Below are 12,800 nucleotides of genomic sequence, written 5' to 3' on the forward strand. Positions count from 1 at the left end.
GCAGAAAAGGGGCGGGACGGGACTGTCCCCATGGGGCAAATATGCCCAGCGCCGCCAATGGTCAAGCGCGATCCCGGCGGGGCGGACCGGCGGGTGAAACTGATACCAATCTGCCGAGGGTTTGACCCTTGGCAGATTGGAGGCTGGCGACCGCCAGCCCGGCGCTCGTGCGCCGCGAGCCAAGCTGCCGTATGGCAGCGCCCGGCGCATGAGGGAGATTGGTATGTCAGCGCGCGTCCCCTTGCATTCCGGACGTGACAGGCCCATGACATAGCGCATGGACCCTGGGGTGCCGCATGCATTATCGCCATGCGGCTGAGATCACACCCATCGAACCTGATCCGGGTCATGCCGGCGAAGGGAGAAGGCGGAAATGAGTTTGCTGCACAGACCCGACAGACCGCGCGTCGCCATCATCGGCGGCGGCATCATCGGCATGGCCATCGGCTGGCGGCTGGCCCAGGCCGGGGCATCGGTCGATATCTTCGACCGGGCCAGTGCGGGCCAGGGGGCGACCCGCGCCGCCGCCGGCATGCTGGCGGCCGGGGTGGAGGCGGAACCGGGCGAGCAGCGCCTGCTGCCGCTGTGCCTGGAAAGCCAAGCCCGTTGGCCGGGTTTCGCCGCAGAGCTGGAGGCGCTGACCGGTATGCAAGTCGGCCTGCGCAGCGAGGGCACGCTGGTCGTGGCCAGCACCCGGGACGAGGTGGAGCTGCTGCGCTCGAACTATGAGTTTCAGCGCGGGTTGGGCCTGGACCTCGTCTGGCTGTCGGGGGCGGCGGCCAAGGAGAAGGAACCCTTCCTGAACCCGCGTACCGCCGCCTGCATATTCAGCGCCAAGGATGGGCAGGTCGATAACCGGCTGGCCGCTGCGGCCCTGCGCGTGGCCCTGGAAATGACCGGCGCGCGCCTGCATGAGGGTGTGGATGTCACGGGTCTGGATGTGCAGGGCGGGCGGGTGACGGGCGTGGTCCTGGGTGACCGCAGTGTGGCCGCCGATACGGTAGTCCTGGCGGCGGGTGCCTGGTCGCGCCTTGTCCCCGGACAGGCCAGCCCGCCGCCGGTGCGGCCCGTGAAGGGGCAGATGATGTCGCTCGCCATGGACCCCGCCAACCCGCTGTTGTCGCATGTGGTCTGGGCGCCCAAATGCTATCTGGTGCCGCGCGCCGACGGCACCCTGATCATCGGGGCCACGACAGAGGAAAAGGGGTTTGACGCGCAGATGACGGCGGGCGGGGTTCTGGCCCTGCTGGATGCGGCCTGGCGCGCCCTGCCGGGGGTGGAGGAACTGCCGGTCAAAGAGATGTGGGTGGGCCACCGGCCCGGCTGCCGCGATGATGCGCCCATCCTGGGGCCGGCGGCGGGGCTGGAGGGGTTGGTGCTGGCCACGGGGCACCACCGCAACGGCATCCTGCTGGCCCCCCTCACGGCGGATGCCATATCCTGTCTGGTCTTGACCGGGCGTGTCGATCCGCATATCGCCCCGTTTGGGGCTGGCCGTTTCGATGCGGCGCGGGCCGCGTAAGGGGTGGAGCTGATGATCAGCGTCAATGGCAAGAACCTGGAACCGGACAATTACGCCCTGACCGCCGTGATGGCGGTGGAAGGGATTGATCCGGCCACGCGCGGCATTGCCGTGGCCCTCAACGATACTGTGGTTCCGCGCGGGCGCTGGGCCGATACCATCCTCTCCCCCGGCGACCGGGTGGAAATCGTCAAGGTTCTGCAAGGTGGTTGAGATGAATGATCCGCTGAAGATCGCGGGCAAGAGCTTCCGGTCGCGCCTGTTCCTGGGCTCTGCCGGTTATCCCAACCAGCAGGTGTTCCTGGACAGTCTGGCGGCGTCCGGCGCTGAAATCCTCACCGTCTCCGTGCGCCGCGCCGACCTGACCGGATATGGCGAAGGCTTGCTGGATCTGGTGGCGGGTAAGGTCTGGCTGCTGCCCAATACCGCCGGCTGTTCCACGGTCAAGGATGCCGTGCTGACCGCGCAGCTGGCGCGGGAGGCCATGGACACCAACTGGATCAAGCTGGAACTGATCGGCGACCGCGAGACGCTGTATCCTGACGTGGAGCAGCTTTTGCGCGCGGCGGATGAGCTGGTGCGTGACGGGTTCGTGGTCCTGCCCTATTGCACCGATGATCCCATCATCTGCCGCCGGCTGGCCGATGTCGGCTGTGCCGCCGTCATGCCGCTGGGTGCCCCCATCGGCACAGGCCTGGGCATCCTGAACCCGTACAATATCGAGACGATCTGCCGGAACAGCGCGGTTCCCGTGGTCCTGGATGCCGGTATCGGCACCGCCAGCGATGCGGCACTGGCCATGGAACTGGGCTGCGATGCCGTGTTGCTGAATACCGCCGTGTCGAAAAGTACCGATCCCGTGATGATGGCGGCGGCCATGCGGGCCGGGGTGGAAGGGGGCCGCATGGCCCGTCTGGCGGGCCGCATCCCCAAGCGTCTGCGTGCAGAGGCATCAAGCCCGGAACTGGGGTTGATTGGGACGTGATGGTCCCCTGCCGGGTTTCCGCGGATTACGCTGACGCTAATCCGCACTACGCTGATATCTGGTTGCGAGCATTTTCGTAGCGCGGATTAGGCGTAGCCGTAATCCGCGGAAACTCCGTGTCACGGCCCCTACGCCGCCATCCCCGCCGCATGGCCGCTGGACCAGGCCCATTGGAAATTATAGCCGCCCAGCCAGCCGGTGACGTCCACGGCCTCTCCCACCACGAACAGGCCGGGGACTTTCTTGGCTTCCATGGTCTTGGATGACAGTTCGGCGGTGTCCACCCCGCCCAGCGTCACCTCCGCTGTGCGGTAGCCTTCCGTCCCGTCCGGCAGCACCGTCCAGGCGTGCAGGGCGCTGGACACCGCCATCAGGTCGGCATCCTTGATGTCGGCCATGGGTCGGTTGACCAGGGGCGCAGGGCCGATCAGCGCCACCTCAAACAACCGCTCGGCAAAGCGGCGGGGCAGGATTTCGCCCAGGATGGTCTTCAGCTCCGCCTTGTGGCGTGTCTTCTTCAGGCCTTTCAGATGCTCGGCCAGGGCCAGATCGGGTGACAGGTCAATGCGTACCCCCTGCGTCTCCCGCCAGTAGGAGGAGATTTGCAGGATTGACGGCCCCGACAGGCCGCGATGGGTAATCAGCAGCGCTTCGCGGAACCGGCCCTTGCCGCAGGAAACCGATGCCTCCAGCGGTACGCCCGACAGGTCCTTCAGCTTGTCCAGATCGACAGGCGCAAAGGTCAGAGGCACCAGGGCCGGGCGCGGCTCCACAATATTCAGCCCCCATTTGCGCGCCAGACGGAAGGCGAAATCGGTGGCCCCCATCTTGGGGATGGAGGGACCGCCCGTGGCCAGGATGAAGCTGTCGGCGGTGAAGGGGCCATGGCTGGTCGCCACACTGAACCCGCCGCCATCAATGGGCGTGACCTCATCAATCCGGCATGCGGTGCGGATGGTCACGCCGGCATCGGCGCATTCATCCAGCAGCATGCCCAGGATGCGTGGCGCCCCATCGTCACAGAACAGTTGCCCCAGCTTCTTCTCGTGCCAGCCGATGCCGTGCCGGTCGACCAGGGCGATGAAATCATGCTGCGTGTGGCGTTTCAGGGCGGAGATGGCGAAATGCGGGTTGCCCGACAGGTACCGGTCGGGCTTGGCATCGAGATTGGTGAAATTGCACCGTCCCCCGCCGGAGATCAGGATCTTCTTCCCCACCTTCTCCGCATGGTCCAGCACCAGAACGCGCCGCCCGCGCCGCCCGGCAAAGATGGCGGCGTAAAGCCCTGCGGCCCCGCCGCCGGCGATGATGATGTCGTGATGCGTATCCATGCTGGTGCGTTACCAGGGAACAGGCGGGGGATCAATCCTCCCCTTCCAGATCAACGTCGGGCAGGCCCTTGGTGTTGGCCAGTTTGCATTTGGCAAAATCCACGCCGCGCAGGTCGGCATTGGTCAGGTTGGCGTCGGTCAGGTCGGCGCCCTTGATGCTGACATTGCGGATCTGGGCCTGACGCAGGTCGGCCCCCGTCAGATTGGCGCCCGTCAGGTCGGCCCCGACCAGCACGGCCTTACCCAGGCGTGCCCGTTCCATGTTGGTCTGCCAGTCATGGCCCTGGATATTGATGGGCGAGGCCAGCACCCCCGTCATATCCGCGCCCACCAGCATGGATCGGATCATCCGTGACCCGCGCATGTTGGCGTTGCGCAGGTTGGCCCCACGCAGATCCGCCGATGACAGATCGGCCATCAGCAGGGCGGAACGTGACAGGTTGGCATTGCGCAGCACGGCACCCCGGAAAATGCCTGCCGACAGGGTCATGCGCGACAGGTCCATGCCCGTCAGATCCTTGCCCGACAGGTCCAGCTGCTTGCCGGCCCCGCCATTGGTTTCGATCCATTTGGCGTGCGCTGTCAGCATGGTGGCCAGGTCTTCCTCCATCCCGGCCAATTGCTCGACAGTCTTGATATCCTCAACATTGGCCAGGGTCAGGTCCACCCCGTCCAGGATGGCACCGATCAGGTTGGCGCCCTTCAGGTTGGCATGGCGCAGGATGGCGCCTGTCATGATGGCGCCTTCCAGATTGGCGCCTTCCAGATTGGCTTCCGTCAGGTCGCAACTGGTCAGGTCGCATCCCGTCAGGTTGCTGTCCGACAGGTTGGCCTTCACCAGGATCGACCCGCGCAGATCGGCATCGCGCAGGTCGGTCTGCATGACAAAACTGTCCGACAGCCGCGCCTTGGACAGGGTGGCGCGCATGATCACGGCCTTGGACAGGTCGGCTTCTGCGCTATTCTGCACCGACACCAGCTCCCCGTTGCGGGCCAGCGCCAGGGTGCCGTTGCGGAAATCGGCGGAGGTCAGGTTGCAGCTGATCATCACCGCGCCGCGCAGGATGGCCCCGCGCATGTCGGCCGCCGTCAGGTCCGCATGCATCAGATCGGCTTCGGCCAGATCGGCGGCATAGAAATTGGTCATGCGCAGGTCGGCCCCACGCATCAGGGTGTTGTGCAGCTTGGCACCCGTGAAATCGGCAGAGGCCAGCACGGAGCCCGACAGGTCCAGGTTGGACAGTTCGCACAGCTTGAAATGCGCGCGCACCCCGGTGACGCGCTGTTCCACAAAGGCCTGATGCTGTTTCAGCATCACGTCCAGATCGTTCTGCGCGATCTTGTTCCGGTAGACGCCCAGCCGTTCATCCAGCAGCGAGGGCGATTTCTGGATCGCCACACGGCTGAGATTGGCGTTTGAGGAACCGCCGGTGCGGGTGAATTTGGACATCGCGGTCTTGTGGCCTGGAAACCCTGCCGGAAACATCCCGGCCCTTGTAAACGCATTAAGACACGGGCTGACTATAACGCAAAGGGGTAATGCGAAAGGTCAGGCGAGCGTCACGCGAAGATCACAGGGGTTAATCCATATCCACCTTGCCGCGCATCTTCTTGACGCCCGACCGGGTGGTCTTCGCGTCCAGGCGGCGGGTCTTCGACGCCAGCGTGGGGCGCGTGGGACGGCGCGGCGCCTGACGTTCTGCTGCCTTGGCCAGGATTTCCACCAGCCGCGCCTTGGCATCCTCGCGGTTGCGTTCCTGGCTGCGATGGGCCTGGGCCACCAGCACCAGAACCCCGTCCGCCGTCAGCTTCCGCCCCGCCACGCCGCGTACCCGCTGTTTCAGCCAGTCGGGCAGCGTGGGGGAGCTGGCGACGTCGAAACGCAGTTGCACCGCCGTTTCCACCTTGTTGACATTTTGCCCGCCCGGACCGCCGGCGCGCAGGAAGCTTTCCTGAAGCTCCTCCTCGTCAATGGCGATATGGGGGGTGATGGGGATCATGGGTCCGGTTCCGCTGCTGCTGACCGTCAACAACAGCAATCGGGGCCGATCGTCAAGGGCCGGGCGATCTCATGTAGGTGCGGAGTTCGATACGGTTACAATCAACCAGGAACGCATCGATCTTGCCGGCCTCGCGCGTGACAATCAGGCTCATTGGCATCCAGTCAGCGGCAATCAGAAGGCGTTCATCTTGCGTGCCGCTAAATAGCAAGCCGACCGCGACCTCGCATGTCGCGGTCGCCGAAGGTGGATTCTGTCCCGGTCTCGTCGCCGATTGGACATTGGGATTGTCGCCGGAAGCCGGACACGCATCGGCAAGGTCCGTGATCCACTCCACACGGCGCAAGACCTCGACTTGGCGGGTTACGAATGGCCAATTGTCGAACACCAGAGGGGCGGTCGGCTCTGGCGGGCGCACCGACATTTGGGATCGGAAGGGCTCTGGTATTCCGGTCGGTAGAATGGGCGGTTTCCACTCCCGCCAGCGGGCTTGAAGCTGCTCGATGCTCGAAATGGCAAGGGAGAACACCTCGAACTTGAGGCATAGATCGCGCGGATGGACAGTGATGAGCCAAGAGCGTCCGGCATTGTCGCCAAGCCAGACATGGTCGGCCAGTTCGACCTTCATTCCCGTCAGGCCGTTTACGATTGCGCGCAATGCCTCGCTTTCGGCCTGGAGTTCATGGGCGGGATACTCGATGGGCATCAGTCAGTTTCCACGAGGCTGTACCTGCCGGCACGGCATCCAACAGCACGTCCAAGCAGGTACGGCCTGTGACGAAGCGGTAATGGGAATCGGGCGATAGAGCGGCATGCCGACCCCGATAGTGGAAGGTCTTTCAGAGTGTGGTGGAGGCGAGCCTATCGTCAAGGGCCGGGCGGGGTTGCAGGCTTACGGTCGGGCACGGGGGAGGATTGGGCCGGCGTCGGCGCGCCCTTCTTCCGCCCATGGCTGATGCGGGGGTCGGGCGGGTCGATGCGCGGGGGCGGCGGTCCCTCGATGCCGGGGGCCGGTGGGGCGGGTGACGACGGGTCCTGCAACGCGCGAAGTGCCTGATCGGCATCCAGGCGCAAATTATCGGCGTCCCGCCGCTGCATCGGGTCCGGATTGGGTTGCCGCGACAGGTCGGCCCCACCCCGCAGGCCATCCACCTGCGCCCGGCCGCGTTCGGCGTCCAGCGGGCTGGGGCTGGCCGGCAATCCCGGCAGGCCGGGCGGCGGGGACAGAAGCGGGTTTTCCTGAGCCCCGGCAAGGGGGCACAGCATCATCAGGCCAGCCAGAGCGGAGAGGGAAAACGCCTTTCGCATGCACCTCATATGGGCACCATCCCCCCGCCCGCACAGGGGTGAAACCAGCCATGCGGACAGGGCCGCAACAACCCCTTGCACCCCCGCCCATTCGCATGGATAAGCTGACGCCAAGACGCACCCGCACGTGCCCCTGGCCTTTTGCGCCATGCAACGACGTCAGGCGTCCTTTTTGGCAGCACCGGTCATCCGTGGGCCGGTACCCCGAGAGGGATAGTCACATGAACGCCGTTTTCCGCCGCGAAGGCATGGTCCGGTAAGGACCCCGCTGGTTCGCTTCGTCCGTTGACGCTTTGCGGTCCTGTTCGACCCGGCAATCACGACGCGGCACCAGATCCCGATCTTCCCCGCTCCATCCGGCTGGCCGGTCCGTACCGCCCGCCGCGATCATTTCATATTCCCGCCCTGTTCTGCGCCCATTGATCGGCGAGGCTGGGTGGCATGGGGTATTGTTCCCCGGAGGCTTCGTCCATGGCCCAGGTCCGTTTCCGCACCGCCGTCGCCCCCCTGCGCCGCGCCGCCGCGCGCAGCAGCACGCCCCGCCTGCCCAGCGTCGATCAGATGGTGGCCCGCCTGGAACCAGCGGAACCCATGCACTGCATCCGCCCCGCCACCCTGCGCGCCACGGCGGATCGGTTCCTGGACCTGTTCGGGCAGGCCACGGAGGGCCGGGGTGACGTACTGTATGCCGTGAAGTGCAATCCCGACCCGGCCTTCCTGCGCGCGCTTTACCAGGGCGGCATCCGGCATTTCGACTGCGCCTCGCCGGCGGAAATCCGCGTGGTGCGGCAGATGTTTGCCGATGCGCAGATCCATTACATGCACCCGGTGAAGAACCGCGCCGCCATCGCCAAGGCCTATAACGACTATGGGGTCCGCGACTTCTCGCTGGACAGCATGGAGGAACTGGACAAGATCGCCGCCGTTACCGGCAATGCCGCCGACCTGGGCCTGTTCATTCGCCTTGCCATGCCCAAGGGTAAGGCCGCCTATGATCTGTCGGGCAAGTTCGGGGCGCAGTTCGATGATGCCGTCACCCTGCTGCGCCGCGCCCGGACCGTGGGTGCGCGGGTCGGCCTCTGCTTCCATGTCGGCAGCCAGATGCTGGAACCAGCCGCCTATGGCCGCGCCCTGGAACTGGCGGGCCGGGTGATCAGGGCCGCCGGCGTTGCCATCGATGTGCTGGATGTCGGCGGCGGCTTCCCCGTCGCCTATCCGGACATGGAACCGCCCGACCTGACCCTGTACATGGACGCCATCGCCACGGGTCTCGCGGCGCTGAACCTGCCGGCCAGCACCCGCATCTGGTGCGAGCCGGGCCGCGCCCTGGTGGCCGCCGGCGGTTCCGTCGTGGTGCAGGTGGAACGCCGCCGGGGCAGTGATGAGCTGTTCATCAATGACGGCGTCTATGGCAGCCTGTCCGACGCGGGCGTTCCCGGCTTCCTGTTCCCCTGCCGCCTGATCCGCCGCACCGACGCGGCCCTGGCCCCGTTCAGCTTCTGGGGGCCCACCTGCGACAGCGCCGACCGCATGAAGGGTCCCTTCCTGCTGCCCGCCGACGTGCGGGAAGGGGACTGGATCGAGATCGGGCAGCTGGGTGCCTATGGCGCCACCCTGCGGACGGAGTTCAACGGCTTCGATCATGCGCATCTGGTGGAAGTATCCGACAGCCCCCTGATGAAAACATCAGGTCATCAGGCAGAGTCATCATTGTCCTTTGTTGCGGCTTGATCCATCCTGTACAGAGATTGCGGATGGGGAGTGATCAGTTTTGCAACGAATTAAGGCAATGAACAAATGAAACAACTGAAACAAGGGTTGATCGCTGCCCTTATACTTGCCACCGCTACATTCCCCTCCCTGGCACAGCAACCCCCGGCCAAGCCCGCCGAACTGGCCGTGCTGGCCATGGAGGAGGGGACCTGGGATGCGGACATCACCTTCCCTGCCCGCAAGGAGGGCGAACCGGACGGCAAGGCCAAGGGCGTGCAGGTCAACCGCCTGCGGTCGGACGGGATGTGGATGTTGAACGAGTTTTCCGTGGATGGCACACCCTATCAGGGGACGGGCCTGTGGGGGTACGATCCCAAGAGCGGTGAATATATCGGCATCTGGTCTGATAATAATGAGTTCCGCATCCGCAACGATCGTGGCCGTTACGACGCAACCACAAAGACCATGCATTGGAAGGCGGAGATGGTGCAGGCCGACGGGCAGATCATCCCGCTGCAATTCACCGAGGAATTTCAGGGACTGACACGAGTATTTCACATGGACGCCATTGCACCCAAGAGCGGCAAGGTGATACCACTGGTTCACATCATCTTCACGAAACGCAAAGCCTGATATAGCATTGTGACAATTCCAACCGGGCGCGGTCCCATCCATTCGGGCGGGGCCGTGCCTTTCTGTTGTCCTGCATCCAGTCCGCGAAGCACGTCAACCCCACAGCCATGAGGCTCCCATAGGCGGGTAATAGCCCCGGAGAACCCACGAAAATGACCCAATATCAGAAGCATTGTGCCCTTCCCGGGCGTCTTGTGATGGTAGGCTTCGGCAGCATCGGCCAAGGTGTGCTGCCCCTGATTCTGCGGCATATCGAAATTGACCGGCAGAACATCACCATCATCACGGCGGACGAGCGCGGCCACGGTGAGGCTGACTATTTCGGCATCAAGTTCGTCAAGGAACCACTGACCCGGCAGAATTACCGGGCCATGCTGGAACCCCTGCTCTCCAAGGGCGATTTCCTGCTGAACCTGTCGGTGGATGTCTCGTCCACGGCGTTGGTTGAGCTGTGTGCCGAACGCGGCGCGCTCTATCTCGACACCTGTATCGAGCCGTGGCCCGGCGGTTACACCGACCCCAGCCTGTCGCCCTCCATGCGCTCCAACTACGCGCTGCGCGAAACGGCGCTGGATCTCCGGTCCAAGCTGGGGACGAACGCGCCCACCGCCGTGCTGACCCATGGCGCCAATCCGGGCCTGGTGTCGCATTTCGTGAAGCAGGCCCTGCTGAACATTGCGGAGGATACGGGCCGCGACGTCACCGATGTGCCCGCCGACCGTGCCGCCTGGGCCGCCTTGGCGCATGATTTGGGCGTGAAGGTGATCCATATCGCCGAACGCGACACCCAGGTCTCCTCCATCCCGAAAAAGCGGGGGGAGTTCGTGAATACCTGGTCCATCGACGGTTTCATCTCGGAGGGCTGTCAGCCGGCGGAACTGGGCTGGGGCACGCATGAGGCGACGTTCCCGCCCGACGGTATCCGCCATGAATTTGGCGGCCAGGCCGGTATCATCCTGAACCGCCCCGGCGTGACACAGCGCGTGCGCACCTGGACCCCGATGGAAGGCCCCTTCCACGGCTTCCTGATCACGCATAGCGAGGCGCTGTCGATCCCCGACTATCTGACGGTGCGTGACGCCGACGGCAAGGCGCTCTACCGCCCCACCTGCCACTATGCCTATCACCCCTGCGACGATGCCGTGAAATCCATCCACGAATTCGCCGGCAAGAATTTCGTGCAGCAGGAAACCCAGCGCCTGCTGATGAAGGAAATCATCGACGGCGTGGACGAACTGGGCGTGCTGCTGGCCGGCCATGAAAAGGGCGCCTACTGGTTCGGCTCGCAGCTGACCTGTTCAGAGGCCCGCCAACTGGCGGAATTCAACAGCGCCACCAGCCTGCAGGTCACGGTCGCCGCCTTGTCCGGCATGATCTGGGCCATCGAGAACCCGGATCGCGGCATCGTGGAAGCCGACGACATGGATTTCCAGCGCTGCCTGGATATCTGCATGCCCTACCTGGGGCCGGTGGTCGGCGCTTATACGGACTGGACGCCCTTGGATGGGCGGAACAAGCTGTTCGTGGAGGACGTGGACATGTCCGATCCGTGGCAGTTTAAGAATATTCGGGTGGTTTGAGGGGGATGTGGCTCTGCGGCAGTGTGCCACGGAGCCATTACCATCTCCTAATTAGCCAAATTTGTACGGTTCGTGGCATTTCCGAGAGAGTAAAATGAAGGAGCTGTACATTCTCGATAGAAATGCTGTGTCATTGATTGGCTTATTTATTAGGAATGGTGAAATTAAAGATAAAGAAAAAATGATTCAAATCGGAAAATTAAATGAATTAAATTCTCATAATTTTTGTATTTCATTGATTTTGTCCTTATATGAGGGATCGTTTGGTCGGAAAATTGTCAACAGGGGTGAGCTTGATGAAATTTTAGATAATGAGTGTAAAAACGTCGACTTATTTTATAATAAGTCTAGCACTGATTATTCTGCCATTTCACATCCAGAAATGAGAGAAACGCTCTACAAGATGATTTCTGAGGCACCCTGGGAGCCAAATTATCAAGTTCATAATGAATTTCTTTGCGAGGTTTGCCCCCTCATTGTTCGAGATCTCTCGGCTACAGACGCCTGGAAAGTTAAGGATATTATTTTGGAGCAGGCAAATAAGCTGAGAATACCATTAAACCACATCACAGTAGCGCTGTGCATAGCAAAAGCTTTTGGTAATAAAGACGTCGGTGGGGTGTTAAAGCCAAAATTAGAAAACACAGATTATCATAATGCACTTGGTGATATTTTCTCCATCATGAGGTTTAATATTTGGAAACACATGTGCATTCAACGAGACCCAGGGCTTTGGAAAAAAATATCCTTTTTTACTTTTGATAAGTCCCTCAAAAGGATCGAGGAGTTACTGGAAATGCAGGTATCCTCTTTGAATTTCGATTCTCAATTTTGGTATGCTGAATATAAATATCAATATAGAAAAGATTTGTTGCCAAAAATAAGTGAATCGGAATTCATGGCGCTGTGCCAAGAATTGAGCGGAATTCATTAAAATTCATGACTTGTTTTTATTATAATATTTATAACTTTGACAGATTGCATTCTCTATATCGCTGCTTTTCCTGCCTATATTGAGCTTTGACCTATAGGGCTAAAGGCCGCATGATGCCCTTGCCATAAAGGGGCACTACATGTACCCCATCACCTCTCAGGACCGGAGCAGAAGCGGCTGATCGAGCAGGCGGTGGCGTTGAAGGGGCGGTCAGTGACGGATTTTGTGCTAGCCAGTGTGCAGGATGCGGCCCGGCGGGCGATTGAGGAGCATCAGCGCCTGGAACTGTCCGTGCGGGACAGTCAGGCCTTTGTCGAAGCCCTGTTAAACCCGCCGCCGCCCAACGACCGGCTGCGGGAAACGGTGGCGCGCTATCGTCGGACCATGGGCACCGCCAAGATCATCAAAACCCCACCACTTCCCTGACGCTGCCTGTATCCATGAACGGGCGGTAGCAGGGTTCGGGCACTTCGTAGCCGCGTGTCGCTCTCCCACCGTCATCCCGGCGAAAGCCGGGACCCAGGGGCGGCAAGCGTCAACATTTCCACCTGCTTCGCTATCCGCAGTACTGACGTCGGGCGCATGGCCCCTGGGTCCCGGCTTTCGCCGGGATGACGGGGAAGTGGTGCTTCCCTTAATGGTGTGTCGATCCAGTGGCTGACGGGTACAGCCACGCTGACAGCCCCCCAAACTTCCCCCTGCCATCCATTCCATAACTGACCCATATCATGTCGCGCCTCTGCCACGCAGGGTAGAAGGCCCCGGAAACCTGATCGTCAAACCATTCCGGGACA

Annotated in this window: 12 protein-coding genes, 1 pseudogene and 1 riboswitch; of the genes and pseudogenes, 8 read left to right on the forward strand and 5 right to left on the reverse strand. The window is 62.4% G+C overall.

The features are described from left to right. Nucleotides 1–275 precede the first annotated feature (275 nt). A riboswitch (TPP riboswitch) is annotated at nucleotides 276–381 on the forward strand. From thiO to ACODSP_RS09080, 3 genes are all read left to right on the forward strand, one after another. Then, nucleotides 374–1,522, forward strand: coding sequence for a glycine oxidase ThiO (thiO, locus tag ACODSP_RS09070; RefSeq protein ID WP_488965286.1), 1,149 nt, complete (start codon nucleotides 374–376; stop codon nucleotides 1,520–1,522). Its footprint overlaps the riboswitch before it by 8 nt. Nucleotides 1,523–1,534: 12 nt before the next feature. Continuing rightward, nucleotides 1,535–1,735, forward strand: a complete 201-nt coding sequence (gene thiS / locus ACODSP_RS09075; protein ID WP_488965287.1) for a sulfur carrier protein ThiS — start codon at nucleotides 1,535–1,537, stop codon at nucleotides 1,733–1,735. Between the two features lies 1 nt (nucleotide 1,736). After that, on the forward strand, nucleotides 1,737–2,507 hold the full coding sequence (locus ACODSP_RS09080) for a thiazole synthase (RefSeq protein WP_488965288.1): 771 nt from the start codon (nucleotides 1,737–1,739) through the stop codon (nucleotides 2,505–2,507). A gap of 128 nt (nucleotides 2,508–2,635) precedes the next feature. Here ACODSP_RS09080 and ACODSP_RS09085 read toward each other — a convergent pair whose 3' ends face one another. The 5 genes from ACODSP_RS09085 to ACODSP_RS09105 all read right to left on the reverse strand — a co-directional run bounded on the left by ACODSP_RS09085 (nucleotide 2,636) and on the right by ACODSP_RS09105 (nucleotide 7,146). Continuing rightward, the gene (locus ACODSP_RS09085) at nucleotides 2,636–3,838 is read right to left on the reverse strand and encodes a BaiN/RdsA family NAD(P)/FAD-dependent oxidoreductase (protein ID WP_488965289.1); all 1,203 of its coding nucleotides are present in this window, start codon (nucleotides 3,836–3,838) and stop codon (nucleotides 2,636–2,638) included. 31 nt (nucleotides 3,839–3,869) lie between these two features. Beyond that, complete coding sequence (locus tag ACODSP_RS09090; protein WP_488965290.1) at nucleotides 3,870–5,288, reverse strand: pentapeptide repeat-containing protein; 1,419 nt, start codon at nucleotides 5,286–5,288, stop codon at nucleotides 3,870–3,872. 130 nt (nucleotides 5,289–5,418) lie between these two features. Continuing rightward, nucleotides 5,419–5,838, reverse strand: coding sequence for an alternative ribosome rescue aminoacyl-tRNA hydrolase ArfB (arfB, locus tag ACODSP_RS09095; RefSeq protein WP_488965291.1), 420 nt, complete (start codon nucleotides 5,836–5,838; stop codon nucleotides 5,419–5,421). A 52-nt stretch (nucleotides 5,839–5,890) separates the two neighbouring features. Further along, nucleotides 5,891–6,544 carry a hypothetical protein gene (locus tag ACODSP_RS09100; RefSeq protein ID WP_488965292.1) on the reverse strand — a complete coding sequence of 218 codons (654 nt, stop codon included), beginning with the start codon at nucleotides 6,542–6,544 and terminating at the stop codon, nucleotides 5,891–5,893. A gap of 161 nt (nucleotides 6,545–6,705) precedes the next feature. Next, nucleotides 6,706–7,146, reverse strand: a complete 441-nt coding sequence (locus ACODSP_RS09105) for a hypothetical protein (protein WP_488965293.1) — start codon at nucleotides 7,144–7,146, stop codon at nucleotides 6,706–6,708. 471 nt (nucleotides 7,147–7,617) lie between these two features. On the opposite strand from ACODSP_RS09105, the gene ACODSP_RS09110 reads away from it, so the two are divergent. The 5 genes and pseudogenes from ACODSP_RS09110 to ACODSP_RS09130 form a co-directional block, all read left to right on the forward strand. Further along, nucleotides 7,618–8,877, forward strand: a complete 1,260-nt coding sequence (locus ACODSP_RS09110) for a type III PLP-dependent enzyme (protein ID WP_488965294.1) — start codon at nucleotides 7,618–7,620, stop codon at nucleotides 8,875–8,877. 66 nt (nucleotides 8,878–8,943) lie between these two features. Next, nucleotides 8,944–9,492, forward strand: a complete 549-nt coding sequence (locus tag ACODSP_RS09115) for a DUF1579 family protein (RefSeq protein ID WP_488965295.1) — start codon at nucleotides 8,944–8,946, stop codon at nucleotides 9,490–9,492. A gap of 152 nt (nucleotides 9,493–9,644) precedes the next feature. Further along, the gene (locus ACODSP_RS09120) at nucleotides 9,645–11,072 is read left to right on the forward strand and encodes a homospermidine synthase (protein ID WP_488965296.1); all 1,428 of its coding nucleotides are present in this window, start codon (nucleotides 9,645–9,647) and stop codon (nucleotides 11,070–11,072) included. A gap of 94 nt (nucleotides 11,073–11,166) precedes the next feature. Further along, nucleotides 11,167–12,006, forward strand: a complete 840-nt coding sequence (locus ACODSP_RS09125) for a hypothetical protein (RefSeq protein ID WP_488965297.1) — start codon at nucleotides 11,167–11,169, stop codon at nucleotides 12,004–12,006. A gap of 174 nt (nucleotides 12,007–12,180) precedes the next feature. Then, a pseudogene (locus ACODSP_RS09130) lies at nucleotides 12,181–12,432 on the forward strand (type II toxin-antitoxin system TacA family antitoxin); the annotation flags it as partial. Nucleotides 12,433–12,800: the final 368 nt, after the last annotated feature.

This window comes from Niveispirillum sp. FG156 (genome assembly GCF_057809555.1).